22 protein-coding genes are annotated in these 18,274 nt (G+C 43.9%); 2 read left to right on the plus strand and 20 right to left on the minus strand.

Features of this window, described 5'->3' with window-relative positions; translation table 11 throughout:
- Nucleotides 1-5 precede the first annotated feature (5 nt).
- The 20 genes from F7R58_RS08700 to F7R58_RS08795 form a co-directional block, all read right to left on the minus strand.
- Nucleotides 6-2,189: a hypothetical protein gene (locus F7R58_RS08700; protein ID WP_158064541.1), complete on the minus strand. Its 2,184-nt coding sequence runs from the start codon at nt 2,187-2,189 to the stop codon at nt 6-8.
- A gap of 2 nt (nt 2,190-2,191) precedes the next feature.
- On the minus strand, nt 2,192-3,211 hold the full coding sequence (locus F7R58_RS08705; RefSeq protein WP_158064542.1) for a hypothetical protein: 1,020 nt from the start codon (nt 3,209-3,211) through the stop codon (nt 2,192-2,194).
- A 1-nt stretch (nt 3,212) separates the two neighbouring features.
- Complete coding sequence (locus tag F7R58_RS08710; RefSeq protein WP_158064543.1) at nt 3,213-4,061, minus strand: hypothetical protein; 849 nt, start codon at nt 4,059-4,061, stop codon at nt 3,213-3,215.
- Between the two features lies 1 nt (nt 4,062).
- Nucleotides 4,063-4,887, minus strand: coding sequence for a hypothetical protein (locus tag F7R58_RS08715; protein ID WP_158064544.1), 825 nt, complete (start codon nt 4,885-4,887; stop codon nt 4,063-4,065).
- A 2-nt stretch (nt 4,888-4,889) separates the two neighbouring features.
- On the minus strand, nt 4,890-5,369 hold the full coding sequence (locus F7R58_RS08720) for a hypothetical protein (protein ID WP_158064545.1): 480 nt from the start codon (nt 5,367-5,369) through the stop codon (nt 4,890-4,892).
- Nucleotides 5,369-6,280 carry a hypothetical protein gene (locus F7R58_RS08725; protein WP_158064546.1) on the minus strand — a complete coding sequence of 304 codons (912 nt, stop codon included), beginning with the start codon at nt 6,278-6,280 and terminating at the stop codon, nt 5,369-5,371. The genes F7R58_RS08720 and F7R58_RS08725 overlap by 1 nt, the downstream gene beginning before the upstream one ends.
- Entirely contained in the window at nt 6,281-6,544 is a 264-nt protein-coding gene (locus F7R58_RS08730) for a hypothetical protein (protein WP_158064547.1), read from the minus strand.
- A complete protein-coding gene (locus F7R58_RS08735) occupies nt 6,537-6,869 on the minus strand; it encodes a hypothetical protein (RefSeq protein WP_158064548.1) in 333 nt (110 codons plus the stop codon). Before F7R58_RS08735 ends, F7R58_RS08730 begins: the two co-directional genes overlap by 8 nt.
- A complete protein-coding gene (locus tag F7R58_RS08740) occupies nt 6,869-7,084 on the minus strand; it encodes a hypothetical protein (RefSeq protein WP_158064549.1) in 216 nt (71 codons plus the stop codon). The genes F7R58_RS08735 and F7R58_RS08740 overlap by 1 nt, the downstream gene beginning before the upstream one ends.
- Nucleotides 7,081-7,584, minus strand: coding sequence for a hypothetical protein (locus F7R58_RS08745; protein ID WP_158064550.1), 504 nt, complete (start codon nt 7,582-7,584; stop codon nt 7,081-7,083). The genes F7R58_RS08740 and F7R58_RS08745 overlap by 4 nt, the downstream gene beginning before the upstream one ends.
- Nucleotides 7,584-8,555, minus strand: coding sequence for a hypothetical protein (locus tag F7R58_RS08750; RefSeq protein WP_158064551.1), 972 nt, complete (start codon nt 8,553-8,555; stop codon nt 7,584-7,586). The genes F7R58_RS08745 and F7R58_RS08750 overlap by 1 nt, the downstream gene beginning before the upstream one ends.
- A 4-nt stretch (nt 8,556-8,559) precedes the next feature.
- On the minus strand, nt 8,560-9,273 hold the full coding sequence (locus F7R58_RS08755) for a DUF6046 domain-containing protein (protein ID WP_158064552.1): 714 nt from the start codon (nt 9,271-9,273) through the stop codon (nt 8,560-8,562).
- Nucleotides 9,273-11,225, minus strand: coding sequence for a phage tail tape measure protein (locus F7R58_RS08760; RefSeq protein ID WP_158064553.1), 1,953 nt, complete (start codon nt 11,223-11,225; stop codon nt 9,273-9,275). Before F7R58_RS08760 ends, F7R58_RS08755 begins: the two co-directional genes overlap by 1 nt.
- A 164-nt stretch (nt 11,226-11,389) precedes the next feature.
- Nucleotides 11,390-11,686 (minus strand): hypothetical protein, encoded by a 297-nt coding sequence (locus tag F7R58_RS08765; RefSeq protein ID WP_158064554.1) that lies wholly within the window; start codon nt 11,684-11,686, stop codon nt 11,390-11,392.
- 53 nt (nt 11,687-11,739) lie between these two features.
- On the minus strand, nt 11,740-12,156 hold the full coding sequence (locus F7R58_RS08770; protein WP_158064555.1) for a hypothetical protein: 417 nt from the start codon (nt 12,154-12,156) through the stop codon (nt 11,740-11,742).
- 9 nt (nt 12,157-12,165) lie between these two features.
- A complete protein-coding gene (locus F7R58_RS08775; protein ID WP_158064556.1) occupies nt 12,166-13,368 on the minus strand; it encodes a DUF2586 family protein in 1,203 nt (400 codons plus the stop codon).
- Nucleotides 13,368-13,730, minus strand: a complete 363-nt coding sequence (locus tag F7R58_RS08780) for a hypothetical protein (protein WP_158064557.1) — start codon at nt 13,728-13,730, stop codon at nt 13,368-13,370. Before F7R58_RS08780 ends, F7R58_RS08775 begins: the two co-directional genes overlap by 1 nt.
- Nucleotides 13,723-14,064: a hypothetical protein gene (locus tag F7R58_RS08785; RefSeq protein ID WP_158064558.1), complete on the minus strand. Its 342-nt coding sequence runs from the start codon at nt 14,062-14,064 to the stop codon at nt 13,723-13,725. The genes F7R58_RS08780 and F7R58_RS08785 overlap by 8 nt, the downstream gene beginning before the upstream one ends.
- Before the next feature lie 9 nt (nt 14,065-14,073).
- Nucleotides 14,074-14,988: a hypothetical protein gene (locus F7R58_RS08790; protein ID WP_158064559.1), complete on the minus strand. Its 915-nt coding sequence runs from the start codon at nt 14,986-14,988 to the stop codon at nt 14,074-14,076.
- A 92-nt stretch (nt 14,989-15,080) separates the two neighbouring features.
- Complete coding sequence (locus F7R58_RS08795; protein WP_158064560.1) at nt 15,081-16,031, minus strand: hypothetical protein; 951 nt, start codon at nt 16,029-16,031, stop codon at nt 15,081-15,083.
- Between the two features lie 48 nt (nt 16,032-16,079).
- Here F7R58_RS08795 and F7R58_RS08800 point away from each other — a divergent pair, with 48 nt between their 5' ends.
- Both F7R58_RS08800 and F7R58_RS08805 read left to right on the plus strand, forming a co-directional pair.
- Nucleotides 16,080-16,739: a hypothetical protein gene (locus F7R58_RS08800; RefSeq protein ID WP_158064561.1), complete on the plus strand. Its 660-nt coding sequence runs from the start codon at nt 16,080-16,082 to the stop codon at nt 16,737-16,739.
- A complete protein-coding gene (locus tag F7R58_RS08805; RefSeq protein WP_158064562.1) occupies nt 16,739-18,271 on the plus strand; it encodes a hypothetical protein in 1,533 nt (510 codons plus the stop codon). Before F7R58_RS08800 ends, F7R58_RS08805 begins: the two co-directional genes overlap by 1 nt.
- Nucleotides 18,272-18,274: the final 3 nt, after the last annotated feature.

The following is an 18,274-nucleotide window of genomic DNA, read 5'->3' on the forward strand; positions in this document are numbered from 1 at the left end:
TTTGTTTAAAATGTAAATTTTGTGTGCATGCTGGCATCGTAGAAGTAATAATTACCCGCATTTACGACGTACAGGGTTACTTTCTCTTTAGGTTCAATTACGTAGGCATCTAAATCCTCAATTTTAACCAGGCATTGGCCACCTGTGTCGTTTATAAGCACAATACGCTGACCGTCCTGTAAATTGTACAGATCAAAATGACCGGATGAAATCATTAGGTGTACAAGCTTATGAGGGGTATCCGTGCCTATGAATGAACTTCCGGATATGTCAGCAAAGAAGTCCTGCATTCTCAAAGTGCCACCGTCGTTAACCACGTCTACAGTTGCAGAAGCAATATTTCCATTGCTTAACAGCACTTTGTCCCGGCTGTTGTGAGCGGTGTGTACAAAACCCTGTGTTGCAGCAATGGCACCATGAACCAGAGCCTTGTAAATACTGGTGTTGTATCCACCTATGCCAACGTTTCCAGTGTATTTTCCGACTGTAATTCCATTAGCCGAATAACCGCCGTCTGCACTGCCGTAATGATAATAGTCGCCCAGAACCCCTACAACCAAATAATCCGTACTGTAATCAAAGAGGCCAGATTCAGAACCGTACGCGCCGTCTCCGATACCTAAGCCATTGCCTGTATTGTAATCGAATGCCTGACCATTGTTGCGGATACTGTCTGCAACGATGGCGTTCCAATCGGATACGTGACCGCCTGTAATGCCGTCCAGAACTGTTTTGTTGGCGTGGGTGTGTGCTAAGCCGGATAACTCTGATAGCACACCTTGTAGGCCTGTTATATCGCTTATGTTGTGGGTGTGATTTTGCAGCTGCCAAAGGTTAACCGCATGTCCTGACAATGTACCATTTGGAACAACAGGACTACTGTCAAAATTCTTGGTGTCATAAATGGTCTGGACACTGTTAAGGCCGACAAATAAATTAAGTGCTTCAGATTTTGTGTAGTAGTTTCCGAAATTTATAGTTGGCTTATTCTTAATAAAATTAAGTGCTAAGGGGTTCGTCTGATTCCAGTCAGATACGAAGTTCTCAGGCGCGGGTGACCAATCACTTACTATATCTGATATTTCTAACTGAAAGTTCGTAGCTATGATTTCTCCACTATCAATATTTTGAACATATGCCACAAAAAAGGAGAATGAAGCAATATCTTCGTTTAAGGTTTTAAATGTCTTAGATAATCTTTCGTTCCTGTCTGCCGTGTCAGTAACCTGAATAGTAACATACTGAGTTACACCATCAGTATACAATATTGCCAACTCAAAAAAGAACCTATGATTCACATTAGGGTTAGTTCCCCATACTACATCTTTGGAATAATAATCACATGATAAAGTCAGTGATTTATTTCTTACTTTGGTTTTAGGGAAATCACTGGATACGGCGAAGTAAACTACATTAGTGGTCGTTACAACCTCTTGGGAATTCAAAATATAGTTTCTACCACCTACTTTAATGTTATTTATTTTGCTGAGTACAAAATCATCACGTCTAAAATCAGCAGGCTGCTTTTGATGCTCCTTTATAAGTCCTGTTACATTAATGTCAAATTGTATATTCCAGTTTTCCCATTCGTAAATTGCTGAAGGAAAACTATCATCCATCATAACATCGGTGATAGATACTTTCGGATAAGATGTCTTAACATCAATGTTTATGTAATATAGACCATTTCCATCCTTTAAGAATTCCACTTTGTTTATTCTCGTAGAATCTCCAGCAATCCAAGTTATTTCGGGAAAATGATACCCGTCGTTATACCTGTAATTACTAATAAAAAACTCGAAGTATTCTTTGCCTATATTTCCATTATAGTAACTCCAAATTTTAACCTTGAAGCCTCCCATCCCATGATAAGGCACTTTCAACAGAATACTGTTTCTGTCAAATGGTACATAGCTGCTTGCTACTACCACTCCATAATTAGGATTAAAAATAGACTGATGGGATTTAACACTATTTGCTATTAGACTTCTTGACGCTAAATCAAGATTTTTAGTTGCTCCAACATATGGAACCACCCCGATATCACCGGCAATCTCCGCCGCTGTTCTTTTGGAAAGCTTCTTAGTAACGGGGTCCCATACCACTACGGACCCCGCGTTGCTACCCATGGTTTTCACGATTATTTCACCTTCTACAGCGATTGAGTTATTAAAATATTCCGGCGCCATTATTAATCTATTCTTGCAGTAATTGTGATTCTGTATTCATTCACGCTCAGTGGGGCGTAAACGTCCACTTTTACAGTGTTAGCCGTTGGGGTTTTGGTTGCACAGTGTATTTTAGTATTGTCGGTATTCCTGAAAACCACAGCGTCCAGATTCATGGTTCCGAAGTTGTGCGTGAACGTAAAACTTGTAGAACTGCCATCGCCAAAGTTGAAGGTGCTGGAACGAACCTTTGCGTCCAGAACTGCCTTTGTTGATTTGGGTGTCATTGCTTTTTCTGCGTTGGTACCGGCAATTGCTTCCGCATTGGTTGCGAGCTGTAAAATACCTTTCACCAGTTCCGTTGCAGCTACAATGTCCTCAATGTTTTTGTTTACTACTTGATAGTTTGCCGGGCTATTCGATGCATTATCAATTTTCGCAATGATCATATCACCAGCTGAAACTGCATCAGCACCCACAAAACCCGGCTGAGATACCACCCAGGTCATACCTTGCTTTATTGTTGCTGAAGATACTGGCAGCGGTGCCGTCATTGCTCCCTGTGTAGCAGCGGGAATGTAATTGGTAGCCTGCCAAACGAGTGCACCTGTAAGCCCCTGCGAAATATAGCTTTCCACATAATCTTTTATCTTATTGGAAGACCAGGTGAAAGTGCCGGACTGTATGGCATCATTCAAAAAGATGCTTACAATATCGGCGTTGGTAAGCATTCTGGAACCTACAGCCGTTGGGTGTCCTGAATCGTTAAAAGAAAGTTGGGAAAGGATTTCCAGACCAGAAGTCTTGGCCACTGAAAACGGATTAGTCGCAAGCGGAAAATTTGGGTGCGTATAAATGTGACCTAAATTGATCCACTGGCTGCCGTTCCAGTGCTGTATTGTATCATTCACGTCTACCAACCAACCGGCAGGAACGCCAACAGTTGAAGGAAAATCTGTAAATTTCTGTAGCCTGAACCTTCTGGCTTCTCCAAAGTAATGTTCAACGTGACCGTTCAGGTCAATAATCGGATAATCTGACATTTTAAATGTTTATTTTGGTTATTAGCACGTGTGCCGGATTTTGTAAGTCTTCTAAAAAATTAATTTGTACATGCGTATTGGTCACGTAATCTTCACACAGCATACTTTTGCCGGTCACGCTGTCCCGGACCTGCACGATCAGTTTATTGGTTCCGAAAGCATGTGCAAACTGTGACGATCCATTAATTGTTTTCACCATGTCATTGTCTACATCTTTGAGATCCTGCACCGTCTGAGCAATAATTACATTGAAAGCCTGCTGAGTTTCCGGATTGCCCAGTTCCGGATATTCATCCCTCAGACTGATTTTATCATCAGTGGTATTACCCATGATAATTTCTTCCAGATCATCAATCTGCTGCCGGTTTTCCTTAATGTAGTTTACGATCTCCTGAAGTTCGTCCAGGTTAAGATCGTTTGACATCAGGGCCTGCCTAATTTCCTGAATCATATTACCCCACTCGGTGTAGGCCTGGTTCACAGTGGCAAAGAATGCGGTGATTTGTTCCTTATCATACACATTGCCGTCATCAGCTTCCGGATCGCTGTCAATAGTGGCCATGTAGGTAATTCCCAGTTTATCCTTCCAACGCAGCGCATGTTCTGCAGTTATGTTTTCTGCATCCCTCTTGGCCAAAACATTAGCGTGCGCATCAGCATCATTAATATGCAAATTCAATGTTTGCGAGGAGGCAAGCCCCTGGAACATATTAGCTAATCCCTCTACTTTACTAATGGGAATAGTATCATCCCTGTGAAAAAAGCTTGAAAATGTGGCCTGAAACTGGGCCTGTGTCGGAAAGTCGCCGGTCTCAAACCAGGAGAATATCGTATTTAAAGGTGTGCTCATGTTAAGGTAAATCAGGTTCTATGAAATTCACAATACGGCCGGGGTTCAGTACGTCCATAGGGGTACCGCTTCCCATATTTGCAGTGGTTTTATTTCGGCGGGTAAACTTGTTATTACCCCCATCGAAACCGCCGCCCATCCAGTCCGGTGTGCCGGGTTCTACATCTTCATAGGAAAGTCCTACAGCCGGTAGATTAACCTTTGCAATCGTTTTGGTTTTGGTACCGATCGTATTGCCCAGGTTGGCAAAAGTGGTGTCGTTAGGATCACGGCCAAAGATGGTTTTACCACGCAGATCAATGCATTCTTTCCAACCTGTCGGTATATCGGCTGCCGGCTTTCTCCAGGGCCATACAATGCCGCCGTTAATGATTGGGGCCGTCTTTATTGCCAGAAGGTTTATTTGTTCCTGTAAAGCGGCAATTTGCGCCTGTGTGGCATAGTCCTGCATTTCCTTCAGGGTCTTCAGCCGTGTAAAATCGGCCCAATTATACAGGTTAGGAGCAACTGAGTTACCGAAGCGCACCGTCCGGATTTCAATCAGCGTTTTGCTGGTTTGATCCTGGAACACTTTAGGCACTTCCTGAGTGTTTATAAAAACCGTTGCAGTGGCCAAACCACCTTCAAAGTAGTACAGTTTGCCGTCAATGGCCACAATGCCGGGGCTGACATTGGAACCGTTCACTACGCACCCGGATAGGATGGTAAGATGTCCGGCCAGATCGCCCAGAACTTCAAATATTCCGTATGCCTCTTCAATCAGGGCCATCAGGTCATTTGTAAGCGGCATACCGCCAGTTTGCAGGAATTTAAAAGAAAGCTTCATGGTTAAATTATCACTATTTCGTAACGCTTTGAAGGCAGGATATAAAAATCAATTTCAGCGCGTAACTGGTAAAGGTTAATATTGGTATTTGGTATTTCAACAATAAAGTCAAACTCACTGGTCAGCTCTGCCTCAGTTCGCAGATAGAGGGGATTATCACTTAACCACTGGGTCTTTGTATAGGCTGCATCGTCTTCAGCCTCTGTGTACAGATAAACCCCTTCATACTGCACCGCGTTCACAATCCGGATTCTGCGTTCTATAGGATCAAAAGCGTTGTTTAACCTTTGCTGAACCGAAAACTTTTGGTAATTGTGGTTCATCCGGATCAGGTTCTGTTTCCTGTTTCGCAAAAAGTTTATGTAAAGTTCTGCCAGGGGTTCACAGAACGCAAACAGAAGTGCTGTAAATAGATTCCCGCGCAAAAACGGTGGTGTGAGCAGTAGTGCGTATTTCCGGACGTCAAATTGATATATATTCATCACAGTATGTATTCTAATCCGGTCCAGTCTTCCTGTTGGGTAACGTCATCAATTAGGGTAAATCGGCCACTTTTAGGGATACTGCTAATCTGTACGGGCTGTAGAAGACCGTAACCCACACCTGGTTCGATCCATTTGGTTGAAACCTGTAGATTTTGCAAATCCTTCACACCTTCAGCAGCCATAACAGCCGCTTCAAGTTTCTGCACGGACAATTCACCATTAAATGGAAGGTTCTTCAGGAACTTGTGTATTGCTTCTTTCACAGGTTCGGCACCTGTCAGTATGCTCATGCCGTTGGATAGCAAAACCAATGGATCATAAACTATTCGGAAATTGATCTTCAGGATATCCGGTTTATAATTTACAATCACAATATGATCACCGGCCGCCTGCGTTTCTTCAATGTATTCAGCGAACGCAGTCATCTGGTCATTTGTGAATATGTCATCACCATTTTCGGGTGCGATTTTCATACTTATTTTGGACGCACCGTCTACTTTAGTTACAGCTGCGTACTTTATAATTTTAGAGGCCTGTACCTGATCAGGTGTTGCGGTAATCCATTGATTGCTTCCGGGTTCAAAATAGTCCGGGCGGAACTGATCTGTTTCATCCACTAAATCAAAACCGTATTGAAACCTCAAAGCCAGGTTACGGTACCATCTGAGTCCGGGAACTTTTTGTTGACTGATCATTTCGGCTGTTTCAGCCTTATGCACGTCAAATATGCTTTCCAGCGTCCATACAATACGCGCAATTACGTCGAAAAACACAGATTCAAACGAGACAATGGAAAACTGATCATTGAAATCCTGCGCAGGATCTAATGCATATAATTGCTGCACAGAACTGTTGGCCACAAAAGCGGCACTGATACTGTTTTTAATTTCTGTTACTGTTCTGGCCATTTAGCTTATTTTAAATGTGGATCCAATACTCATAAATCCGATTCCCTTTTGTTGTGAACCTGGGTGCAATGTACTCCTCAATGCCGTTGCCGGTCTGTTATTTCTCAGCGCAATACCGTCGGTAACTTTTACTAAAGTGTTGACCTGAAGGTCTTCTGTAAGCGATCTGTTGTTTAACAATGCCGCGCTTATAATCTCTTCAAAGGATCCGGTTTGCTGAGCCACAACATCCAAAAAGCTTTGCCCCTGCTGCGCTCTATTCATATTCTGCATTTATTGAAAATGTTTCCAGGTTATATAATTCCAGATGCCTGACATTAAGCCCATCCTGTGCAAAGTGCTGCTTTATCGCGTGGCGGTACTTTAATAGATCTTCATCCAGCAGCGCGGAACGCAAACCGACACCCAAACCGAAATCAAACTTATAATCACCCGGTTCGGCAATCAGCAGGCAAGCCATATTCTGCTCTATAGTAGGTCCAACTACAAATCCGCTCATGATCTTACCGGCTGCATCCTTCTGCACCCTTATTTCAAGATCGTACACATCACCGCCCCGGTACTGGATTCCTGTTGCTTTACTTTTCATTACTCCAACTTACCGTTAAAGGATCCTTGCACGGGGCCATTCGGTGCACTGAGACCGTTGATGTATTTGATAGTGGCATTCTTTAGCCAATTTTCAATAACATCCACAAGACGGTTCGCAAACTCTTCAGTCGAATTATTTTCACGCGTCAGCATTTCTTCCAGAATCAATTTTATTTCTGCTTTTGCTGCTGCTTTCGTACTGCTTAAACTCATTTTAAAATCGTTTTAAATTCGGTTTCAAACTGCATCACCTTTGCGAGTGTATCCGGCAGCGGGGTGCCTGATGGTCCGGCTGGCGTAAACACTTTCAATGTCTTCAGAATATCTGTCAGCTGTTCAAAAAGCGTTTTAAGACTTGTGGTCTCATTCTTCACCTTTACTTTGCCACTGGCACTGTCAATCTCTACCTGTAGCCCATTTTCATTGAAAATGATTCTTTCGGCAACATCACATTTTATTACGGTCAGGTTTCCTATGGTTCCGTCAGTGCTCAGCATCAGAACCCGGCTTCCAACTTTCGGGACAATTAGTAAATTATCTTTTCCGTCCACGGTCACTCTGAGCCGTATATCTGATATCTCGAAACCGTCAATTGATACCGAACAGGTATCACCATTTACAGCTTTTACAATACCATCAATCGGAAGGTTTGGCCTTGCAGCCACAATCTTTCGTAAATTATCTTTCAGCTGCGCAATCTTATCTGCACTCATTATTTGCTCAATTTTATTCCGGGTGTTACGGTTCTTACACCACCGGCCTCACTGAAAGACGTTATGACACTTTCACAATAGTACCGGCCATCCTTGTAAGGATAATCATCATCATATATTCCTATTGTGTAACTGGGTTCCACATACGGGATGAGCCAGGCATTAAAAGAACCTTCATATCCGGGAGCCATTTTGTTTTTATATTCCGTGTTTGCGATTATCTTAATCGCAGCAGCTGACATTCTGCCCATCTTTCTGGTAATCTTTTCGCCGCCTGTGGTTCCTACAGTGGTACTGATGGTTTTGCCATCCAGTCCCACGCTTTCCACTGTTACTTCTACTTTTCTGTCTTCAGCAGATTTGTATTCCAGCGAACTGGTTTCAATATTGTGCTGCATGCTATAATCCGCTTCACCTCCTTTTCTGGTATAAGCCGGATGAATGTGCAGTTCTTTGTTCCGCATATCAAAATAGATATCAGCACCCGTTTCCTCCTGAAGCTTTGCCAACACATCAAAGCCGGTAGCCTGGTAAATGGTGAACTTATCATACGGAATGTCGTAATCACAAACTACCTTATAACTTTTGTCAATCTGATCTACCAGATACTGCGCAATCTGCTTTACTGTAGCTGGTTTGAATTCTTTATTTGGAACGCCTTTTCTGAAGAGGAATAAACCATCTTCACAGTGGATCTGTATTGCGCTGTCATTGGTGGTAATCTCCTTTACAAACCCTATAAATTCAGTTTCCAGATCTGCATCATAACCCAGCCGGATGTTTACCTGGTCACCACGGCCGATAGATTGCTGAACATTCAGAACCTTGTTCATATCCGCCTCAGGCAGAATAATTGTTGCGTAATCCGCCAGGTTCTTCACACTTTTTTCTATTGTGCATTCAGCAAGAATGCCCAGGCCCCAGGTTCCGGACTTGTTTTTAAAAGTAATATTCCAGTTTAGTTGATACATGGCTTTAAACTTCAGGTGCACCACCTACAGGCATTCCAACTTCCAGAACTCCTGTTTTTCTTTTATAGATTAGGTTGTAAGGAAAATCACTTACTGCCTTTATTTCGTAGGCCTGTACATTCTCACCTTTTGTAAAAGGAAAGGACACGGATTCGATTACGATGTGATTGATGTTCAAGATTTGTAGCGGCTCACATAGAACCTTTATTTTGGCAGGAGTTAACAACAGATCCCGCAACTTGTCCATATCAGTTCTTGGATAGGTCTCACTTGATTGTCCCTGCATTTTGTTACCGTAAAAAGCACCTGTAATTGTAATATTGTAGTCATCTGTTGACCATCTTTCTTTTATGGAACCAATCAAACCTGCTCCCTTCTTTGCGATGTCTCTTTTGATAATTCGGTTTGAAGCTTCAATGTTGATCATTGGTTCCCATGGCAGCGTCCACAATGTTTGCTCATCCTGGGAATAGAAAGACAACGGAAAAAACTGCCGTCCTTTTGGTATTGCAGCATCATTCTGCCACAGGTCAAAACCCGCGGAATAATTTTCAGAATCACCCACACGCTGTGCCGCACTGTTGACAGGCAGGAATTTCACTGGAGGCAATACATGTTTAGAGAGCTCATTTTGAACTGCTTCAAAGCGTGGGATTTGTTTTATTACTTTACTTCCCATAAGGGATGCGAGTAGTATATTTTCGTTTGTTAATTCCATTATGCACCTGCTGTTATGGCCGAAGCCGTTAATCTTAGAACCTGATCCAGTACTGATTCCCCTGCCTTATCAGCAGCAGATCCGGGGGTTCCGTTATAGTTTTGTATACCTATCAGATCGTTTATGTGTAAAGTGATATAATTATGCTTTTGACCTCCTGTAGCGATTGCTTCATTGTTTTTCCTGCCTTTGGCTTTAGTCTCATCTGCCTTTCCGGCACCACCTGCGTAACCGCCTCCGGAATCTACACCAGGTATACCCACAGGGGCTACAATACCACTGTTTACGTCGGCAGCGCTTGCCTTGTCACGCTTTTTATTGTAAGCTAAATGAGCTGCATCCGCGGCCTTCATTGCGCCCGTCCAGCCGTCTTTAATGTGGTTGATTGCTGCACTTCCGGATCCGGCACCACTCAGGTCAAACATGGCTTTTTTGCCGGTTTCCCAGGCTTTCTTCCAGTTTCCGGAAAAGAAGGACACCAGTGCGGATCCAATGCCTGAAATACCGGACAGCATTTCCTTCATTCGGTTCACCACATAATCCTTTATGCCACTTCCAAAGAGCTTCAGGGCTTCCCAACCTTTAAAGATTACTTTCCGGAAGCCCTCAAATTTATTCCAGCAAACGACCGTTATTGCAACAAGCGCCGCGACCCCTGCAATCACAATTCCAATAGGATTAGCTGTAAGTGCAGCGTTCCAAAGCCATTGTGCTTTTGTTACTATGCCGGTCCATACCGCAGACATTTTTTGTGTATTGGTAAGGAAGGAAAGCGCAGATCCTGCACCGCTGAAAATTGGAGCCAGGTTCGCGACATCCCGTGCGGTATCTCCAATAACTGAAGCGTATCCCATCCATCCGTTTGTGGCGTTGAAAAGTGTAATCTTCAGATCATCTACAGAAGCTTTTAGCCTGGCATTTTTTTCCGCTGGACTTTCCATAACGATTGCAGCCTGGTCATACGCTTCAGTGGTTCCTTTAACTGCTTTGGTTAGTCGGTCCATTTCACCGGTTTGGCTGATAAGAGCCATGGCCGCGTTGCTGTTTTCCTTGCCAAACATAGCGGACATTAAAGCAGAATCCTTCAGCAGCGGTTTCAGATGGTTCAGTCTTTCGGAAAGGGTAAGTGATGGATCATTGAGTTTATCAATATTAATTCCCATCGATTTGAATTCCTCCTGAACCTTTTGCGGTAAAAAACGCCCCTGTCCAAGTGTGGCCAGTACGTTTCTTAGAGCAACACCGCCCTCACTTCCTTTTTTTCCGGCTTTATCCAGAACCTGAATAGCCGCGTTGGTTTCCTCAAAGGCTACATTCGCACCTTTGGCAGCCATACCGGACTGTTCCAGGGCCTGTTTGATCTGTGGAAGTTCGGCAGATCCTTCACCGGCAGCAGCAGCCATCACATTCATCATGGCGGCCATTATCTTTGAAGCTTTGGTAGGATCTTCGAGCGATATGCCGTACTGGTTCATCGCGGTGGTCAGAACCTCTGTAGCTGCGGTGGTGTTGCCACCCATGAGTTTGGAAGTGTATGAAACCGTTTCACCCATGCTTTTCAGTGCGGTTGGCACTTTGGCAATTTCCGGTGAAAGCTGACCCAGGATCAACTTGTAAGATTCCACACCCTGAGCTGCGGAACCGCCGAAAGTCTTTGAAGCATTCCTGGCATAACCCTCAATTTCCTTTAATTTTTCACCTGCAACGCCTGTCATGGCCTGTAGGTCGTACATGGAAGTACTGAGTTCCATGCCTGGACCGTTCAGTGAATTAATTCCATCGGCTACACGGTTCACATTATCAATAACTGCATTCAGCTTAATTGCAGACAATTGTTTATTGATGGACTGCACCATGTTTGTGGTTGACTTCTGAATATCATTTACAGATGCCAGGACTTTGTTCTGTCCCTGCATCTGAACGATGATATTATATAGTAAGTCGTTAGTCATGGTTTAGTTTCCGGTCTCTAATTTTCGTATGTATTTAAGTTCGGCGACCTTTGCCGCCCATTCGCGATCGTTTAACAGGTTCGGGTCTGGTATATGGAAATAATAGGTAAGCTGCGCGTTCTGGACACGAAGCCAGTCCCTATCTGGATCCACTTCTGCCTGTTCTACAAAAAAACCAGTTCAGCTTCCTGTATGTTGATCAGTTTGGTAAGCTGTCCGGATACAGACATAAAGAGCCCTGTATCGGTTTTAATTTCTTCGTCTCCGCCTAACCAACACTGATCTAAAATGATTTCATTAAAAGCCATCGGATCTTTTGCGCCGGCTTGTGAAGCGTAGCTGATGGTCTGGCGCGTAGGTTTTTTTACGTATCCTATTTTGTCAGCAACTTTAAGTGCAGCAACAGATCCGTGCTCAGCTTTCCAGGCGTCGATTTGTTCTTGAGTAATTTTTTTTGACATTGTTGTGAGTGTTAAAAAAAAACAGGCGGCTGTTCACCGCCTGTCAGGTATTGTTAAATTTGGTTTCGTATGTTCAGTGCAATGAAGGGAATCGTTACTTCAGCGAACTTATCGCCCTGGTTAAATTCCTTTGCCGCTTCTGTGAACCGTAGCGATTCAATTCGGTCGGTAATCATTGCGTCCCCGTTTGCAGGGTTTCCGTAGCAGCAAAGTGCATCCAGCGATAGGCTGAGAACAGAACCTTTTCCGGCTTTTACCAATGCTTCGTACTCAGACTGCAGCATTTTAATTTCGCCTTCGTAGGCCATGTTTCCGGATTGAATAGCCACTGGGTTTCGGCCTTTCGCATAGATTGCTTCGCGTTCGATCTTTTCAGAGTATTTCAACCCCCGGAACCGGGTTAGGTCTCTACCACCGAGAATCAGGGTAAGATCTGCCCATTCGTATTCTCTGTCGTTTATTTGTGCCATATTTCAGAATTAAGAATTAAGTTCAAAACCCAGCAGCACATCAATCCAGCGGTTGTATCCGAAAGGACGGATCCTAACTACAACATCCAGTCTGGAACTGGTAACGATGTTCTGCGTTGGATTTACAAAACACTTTACACCTGTGTCATTAGGATCGTTTACATCTCTACTGAGGTCATCACCCATATTGGTTGAGATCTTACGTTCAACCGCAGATTCAACAGTTTTAGCATAAGTGGCCATAATGCTTCCGTCATTGTTTGCCGGAACTTCATCCAGTAAGAAATCAAGCAGGGCATCATAAGAAAAGCGGAAAGCTTCATTAATGATTCTGCGTCTGCTCAGGTAGTGATAATCATCATCCGGATCACACGCCAGGGGATCATCCATTACGAAATATCCGGCGCGGCTCTGGTGGGTTGTGAAGGTGATGAAACCTTTATCATACAATGCTTCACAGTCGTAATTTTCAACCGGTGTATCGTTGATGAAAAGTTGCGGTGCGGCCAAAGCTCCGTTAATAACCTTTCCTGCATTTACTTTGGCAGGATAAGCTGCAAGACGTCCGGCCAGTACACCTACCGCAGCCCCTTTGCTCATGGTCAATCCTGATGCAGTCTCAGTATCACCGATAAGAATACCCACTGCACTGTGATTAAGGGTACTTAGATCCGTAAGTTCGGTTTTTACGCCACTGAAGGCATAACCTTCCAGGATCGTGAAATAGGGAGCATACTTACGTGCGGTATAGTCTTCAAACAATGTCTGAGCTTTTCCGGCTGCAAGCAAAACATCTGCATCCATTCCGGCAGTGATTACAGGCGCGGCGGTTGCATCGTTTACGGTGAATAACCCGCGGATCTTTCCGTTCGCTGCATTAAGAAGGTTTTCAACTGGTGCAATACCTGCAACCGGTGTAAACCAATCGGAAACTTTGGCTGTTTTCGGCATTCCGTATATCCACAGTTCAGTACCGGATCCGGCTTCATCATAAAACTCAGCCAGCGCTTTGTACAGCCGGTGGTTATCAATGCTGTCTACCAGTTTGAGATCAGCAACATCTTTCATGCTTTTAACCTGGTATGCTGTTTCAAGCTGAAAACCGCCTACCACAGACACAGCAGATGCCACAAGACCGAAACAACCCGTATCCAATGGCGTCACCGCTCCGATGACGCCATTAGTAAATGAGATAGATATTTGGGGTTTCATTAGGCTTCAGTATTTGTGTTTGCACCTGCACCGCCTTCCTGTCCCGGATCTACATTATCTTCCAATTCTGCAATTCGCTTTTCCAGCGCGGCAACAACCGTTTTGCGCGGTTCGTCACTGACTTCAGCCTCCAGGTACTCCTGTGCAGTCTGAAGATCCATTGTGGGTATTTTAGCAGTAATTTCTTTTGCTGATTCCCTTTGAACTTCCAAGGACTGATCGCGAAACACTGTGGTAACGCGAGTATCTTTGAGCGTACGCCCGTGGTTTTTGGCCAGGTCTTCTTTATAGAACTTTTGTCCGTCGGACGTCTCAAAGTATTCCTGCAGTTCGGGATTATCTTTAAAAATGTCTTTACTCATGAGTAAGTATTTTTCCGTTTAATTGTTTGTATTTCTTCAGCTCCTCAATAAGAGCTCTGTTCTCATCTGCCAACTGGTTAAACCTAATTTCCAATGAATTCAGATCCGTTATGGCCTGTTTGTACAGTTGATTCATTGTGTTAGCTTCATCAGTTGCAGCCCTCCATCTGTTGGCAATATCTTCAAGCTGTTCCCGGTAGAACTTTACGGCCTTTTCAACATTTTCAAGCTCAGAGCTCTGTACGTCTGCGAGGTTTTTCCGTCTGGCCGCAAACCAGGAAGCCAATGAAGTGATGATGCCTACTAAAGCCGTAATTACTACCTCTATATTCACAACAATGAATTAGATGATTGCGCCGATCATTTCATTTTTCGCAGGCATTGCGATGAAATAATGACGGTAGTTTAAAAGGTTGGTCTGCGTGGTTGGCGATGCGTCCGACTTGCTGAAATACTGTTTTGTTAAGCCCGTTTTCTTTACCACGTTGTCTTTGTGGAATGCCACAGATGCAACAAGATCAGTAGTAGGCTCACCCACTGCACCGAAAGCATTTTTAACACCGGCTGCCGAATATTTCGGGTTAGCTACATAGGAGAAAATCTCAAATCCTGCGATTTTCTTTGCTACTGTACCGCTGTTGATGTCGGCCAAAAGATTACCAAATCGGTTTCTGTCAAGCAACAGAATGTTTTCGTGGTCAGTAGACAATACTAAACGCCTGCCTTCTACCGGAACTTCCTGCTTGTCGAATTTATCCTTCAGGGCAACAATTTTGTTAAAAAGAATGTCTGCCTTTTCGGTACCGGATTCAGTACCTGCGAAAGTCATTTTAATGACAGGCGTTTTGGCGGTATCTGCTGCCGGTGCCTGAGCGTGGATCGCTTTTCTGTACTTTGTACTGTTGATCTGCGTTACGTGCCCCTTTGTAGCGGAATCAATACGCGGATACGATGCACCCATAATTTGGTCATCCGAAAGGGACGTGGCCTTGGTCTGGTATTTATCCAGTTTAATGATCACTTCAGTATCACTAAACTCCTGTACCTCGATTGGGTAAGTACTGTTATTCAAAAGGACTTCAGGCTGAAAAGTTTCAACCGGGATATGAATCAAATTGGCTTCGCCGGCTGTACCGGAACCCATTTCGATGACGTCTGTATCAAGCTCTGCGATTCCGTCTAACCAAGGAGCCACGTTTTGGGTGGTCAATAGCTGAATTACGCGGGCGCTCCACATTTCTGGAAAATTTGCTGGCATTATTTTGTGGTTTTAATGGTTATTAGTTTTGTAAAAAACCAGCCTCCTTCAGAATAAAGAAGGCTGGAAAAAAGTAAAAATGAAAGAAAGAATTATGAAAAGAGTGCTTTGTAAGCGTCTGGGTTTGCGTTCTTGAATTCCAACTGAGCATGCAGGTTGAGCTTTTCAAAATCATCCATTGTTTTCACATCAGATGACTGTACTGCGGCAACCTGAGCGCCTAATTTGTTCTTTGCCGGCATATCGGTTACAGTGGATTTGTACAGATCCGGGAATTCAGCGTGAAGCTTGATGTAATCCGCTTCTTTAGTAGCATCAATTTTACCGGCAGCGATATCGGCTTTAACCGTATCCGCGGAAAGTTTCGCTTTCTTATCGTTTTCCAGATCCTGAAAGCCTTTAATTTTCACGTTGGCTGCATCCAGTTCCGATTTCAGATTGATGATTTTTTGGTTTACCAAAGCTTCATCATGTTCAAGGGTGTTATCCGGCAAACCTAAGGCGGCCACTGCGGATAGATTAAGGGTGATTTTTTTCATGGAGTTATTGAGATTAAATTTTGACAGATCAGAGGCCATTAACAGAATTTCACTTACGTCCTGTGCATGCAATTCCTTTTTACTGTCTTCTGTAGCAGCATAAAGTTTAATTGCGTTGGCGTTGTTCGGAATTGGTACTATGGAAGCTTCGAGAACTTCAGATTTTACCAGGTCATAAGTGTCATCCGGCGCAATTACAAAATTGCTCATGGAATAAGGGTTAAGACCTAAACTGGATCCCTTGATGAACCCTTGAGCGACTTTGCGTCCTATTTCCTTTGCATTCGGATCCGCATCATCAAACACAGCTTCAGCAGTAAGCAGATGGCCTTCAATCTGTATATTTTCCCAACGTCCAATTACAGACAGGTTGCTGTTGGAATGATTGTCCAGGATAACAGGATTCGCCCGGAAGCGTTCCAGGTCAAGGCCCGAATTGGAAACCCGGAAGCCAAACTGGTTTATTTTTGTTTCATCGTTAAGCGTGAACTTGTGTCTTGACATCTTTTTCTGTCCGTTTTAGGGTACAAACATCCGCCGCTTAAATGTGTTTTGAAAATTGTTGTACAGTTTCTGTACACAGTTGTAAAGCAGCTGTACAACAGTGCCCAGAAACTGTACACATTCTTTCTATCTGACGGCCATAATGGCAATTTTGTCCCTGAAACTAACTTAACCATGGGACTCAAAAAGACCGAACAGAAGGAGTACGCCAAATTCCTTTATACCGAAAAGAACCTTACGCAAAAGGAGATTGCGGAAAAGGTAGGCGTTACCGAAAAAACGCTGAAAACCTGGATTGATGCTAATGACGGCGAATGGAAGAAATTAAAAAAGTCTTTAATGACGACCAAGGCTCAGCAGATCACCATGCTTTACGATCAGCTTGCCAGGCTCAATGAGGAAATTGAAACCCGGCCGATTGTAACCAAGTCAATGACTGTTCCTGTAAAAGTTGACAAAGAAGGCAATCCACTTACTAAGGCACCTGCTTACGATCCGGTGGTTCTTTCCAATTATCCAACCTCCAAGGAAACGGATTCCATTGCCAAAATCACCAATGCCATCCACAAGCTGGAAGGCGAAACCTCCATTGGTGAAACGGTACAGATTGCTATGACTTTCTGCGAGTACGTGCGGGATATTGATTTTCCGTTATCCCAAACCATCAGTGAATACTTTGACATGTTCATCCGCCAAATGCTTAAATAATGGCAAAGCAGGCAGATAAACAATCTTTTCAGAAATGGGAAAGCTTCCGCAACAATATTGCGAAAAGCACACCCGTGGATATACACGAAAGTGAGGTCCAGAAAAAGAAAAGAATCGCAGCCCTGGAAGCGGATCCTGAAAAATGGTTTGCGTGGTATTTCCCTTCTTACTACACCGCGGAACCTGCACCTTTTCACAAAAAAGCAACTAAGAGAATAGTAGATAATCCTGAATGGCTTGAAGTGCGTTCCTGGTCCCGTGAGCTTGCAAAGTCAGCGCGCACCATGATGGAAGCGCTTTACCTTTCCTTCACTAAAAAGAAGAAAGTTTGGCTGATGATCAGTAACACTGAAGACAACGCCAAACGACTGCTTTTGCCATATAAAAACATCCTGGAATCAAACAACAGGATCATTAATGATTACGGGGTACAGAAAAATATTGGAAAGTGGGAAGATCATGAGTTTACCACGAAATCCGGATTTTCATTCCGCGCACTGGGTGCCGGCCAATCACCCAGAGGAACCAGGAACGATGCTGCACGTCCGGACGCGATAATCATTGACGACTTTGATACCGACGAAAAATGCCGGAATAAAGACCGGGTGAAAGCAGACACCGACTGGATCCAGGAAGCGGTAATTCCCACGCGTTCGGTTTCGGTTCCGTTACTCGTGATCATTAACGGTAACATCATTCATAAGTACTGTACCATCACCATCATGGGTGAGCTCGCAGACTGTTGGGATATCGTGAATTTGACAGATAAAGCCGGAAAACCAACGTGGGCCAAAAATACGCCTGAGATGATCCGGGCGATGTTCTACAATTCCAAAGGCAAAAGGAAGATCTCCAAAAAAGCCGAACAGAAAGAGTATTACAACAACCCCGCTGCTGAAGGTGACACGTTCAAACAGATGGTTTACGGCAAATGTCCGCCGCTGAAGAAATGCGAAAAAGTGGTGACTTACGTGGATCCTTCACCTTCCAACAACAAGGAGAAAAACAGTTCATCAAAAGCGGTTGTAATTGTTGGACTGTATGAGGGCAAATATTACATCTACAAAGTTTGGCTGGGCAAGGCAACAAACGCTGAAATGGTTAACTGGATCGGACAGGCGTACAATTATCTGGACAGGAACGGCATTGACGCGAAAAAGATGTTTATCGAAAATAACAGCCTTCAGGATCCGCATTATCAGCAAGTAGTAAAACCGCTTCTGGAAAAATACAGGAAGGAACATGGGATAAAACTTCCGGTTAGGGAGGACAAACGCAAAAAGGCCGACAAGTTCGAGCGACTGGAAAACATGGCCGACGACAATGAAGACGGAAACATCATTTTCAATGAAAAGGAAAAGGAAAATCCAATGATGGTACAGATGGAAGATGAATGGTTGGGAGTTTCCAAAGACTCCAAAGAAATGGACGGACCGGATGCCGTGGAGGGCGGTAAAACTATGATTGACACCCGTGTGGTTAAAGATGATCTGGCGTACGCATCCGGACAGGTAGAAAGCCGCCGATATTAACAA

Source organism: Chryseobacterium sp. (assembly GCF_008831505.1).
GTDB lineage: Bacteria > Bacteroidota > Bacteroidia > Flavobacteriales > Weeksellaceae > Marnyiella.

What these genes read in the sequence shown, in the direction of transcription:
- F7R58_RS08710 (WP_158064543.1), bottom strand. Translation starts at nt 4,061, where the DNA reads ATGAGCACACCTTTAAATACGATATTCTCCTGGTTTGAGACCGGCGAC.
- F7R58_RS08805 (WP_158064562.1), top strand. Translation starts at nt 16,739, where the DNA reads ATGGCAAAGCAGGCAGATAAACAATCTTTTCAGAAATGGGAAAGCTTC.
- F7R58_RS08735 (WP_158064548.1), bottom strand. Translation starts at nt 6,869, where the DNA reads ATGAAAAGTAAAGCAACAGGAATCCAGTACCGGGGCGGTGATGTGTAC.
- F7R58_RS08725 (WP_158064546.1), bottom strand. Translation starts at nt 6,280, where the DNA reads ATGGCCAGAACAGTAACAGAAATTAAAAACAGTATCAGTGCCGCTTTT.
- F7R58_RS08705 (WP_158064542.1), bottom strand. Translation starts at nt 3,211, where the DNA reads ATGTCAGATTATCCGATTATTGACCTGAACGGTCACGTTGAACATTAC.
- F7R58_RS08715 (WP_158064544.1), bottom strand. Translation starts at nt 4,887, where the DNA reads ATGAAGCTTTCTTTTAAATTCCTGCAAACTGGCGGTATGCCGCTTACA.
- F7R58_RS08720 (WP_158064545.1), bottom strand. Translation starts at nt 5,369, where the DNA reads ATGAATATATATCAATTTGACGTCCGGAAATACGCACTACTGCTCACA.
- F7R58_RS08770 (WP_158064555.1), bottom strand. Translation starts at nt 12,156, where the DNA reads ATGGCACAAATAAACGACAGAGAATACGAATGGGCAGATCTTACCCTG.
- F7R58_RS08765 (WP_158064554.1), bottom strand. Translation starts at nt 11,686, where the DNA reads ATGTCAAAAAAAATTACTCAAGAACAAATCGACGCCTGGAAAGCTGAG.
- F7R58_RS08755 (WP_158064552.1), bottom strand. Translation starts at nt 9,273, where the DNA reads ATGGAATTAACAAACGAAAATATACTACTCGCATCCCTTATGGGAAGT.
- F7R58_RS08780 (WP_158064557.1), bottom strand. Translation starts at nt 13,730, where the DNA reads ATGAGTAAAGACATTTTTAAAGATAATCCCGAACTGCAGGAATACTTT.
- F7R58_RS08795 (WP_158064560.1), bottom strand. Translation starts at nt 16,031, where the DNA reads ATGTCAAGACACAAGTTCACGCTTAACGATGAAACAAAAATAAACCAG.
- F7R58_RS08775 (WP_158064556.1), bottom strand. Translation starts at nt 13,368, where the DNA reads ATGAAACCCCAAATATCTATCTCATTTACTAATGGCGTCATCGGAGCG.
- F7R58_RS08790 (WP_158064559.1), bottom strand. Translation starts at nt 14,988, where the DNA reads ATGCCAGCAAATTTTCCAGAAATGTGGAGCGCCCGCGTAATTCAGCTA.
- F7R58_RS08745 (WP_158064550.1), bottom strand. Translation starts at nt 7,584, where the DNA reads ATGAGTGCAGATAAGATTGCGCAGCTGAAAGATAATTTACGAAAGATT.
- F7R58_RS08740 (WP_158064549.1), bottom strand. Translation starts at nt 7,084, where the DNA reads ATGAGTTTAAGCAGTACGAAAGCAGCAGCAAAAGCAGAAATAAAATTG.
- F7R58_RS08760 (WP_158064553.1), bottom strand. Translation starts at nt 11,225, where the DNA reads ATGACTAACGACTTACTATATAATATCATCGTTCAGATGCAGGGACAG.
- F7R58_RS08730 (WP_158064547.1), bottom strand. Translation starts at nt 6,544, where the DNA reads ATGAATAGAGCGCAGCAGGGGCAAAGCTTTTTGGATGTTGTGGCTCAG.
- F7R58_RS08700 (WP_158064541.1), bottom strand. Translation starts at nt 2,189, where the DNA reads ATGGCGCCGGAATATTTTAATAACTCAATCGCTGTAGAAGGTGAAATA.
- F7R58_RS08750 (WP_158064551.1), bottom strand. Translation starts at nt 8,555, where the DNA reads ATGTATCAACTAAACTGGAATATTACTTTTAAAAACAAGTCCGGAACC.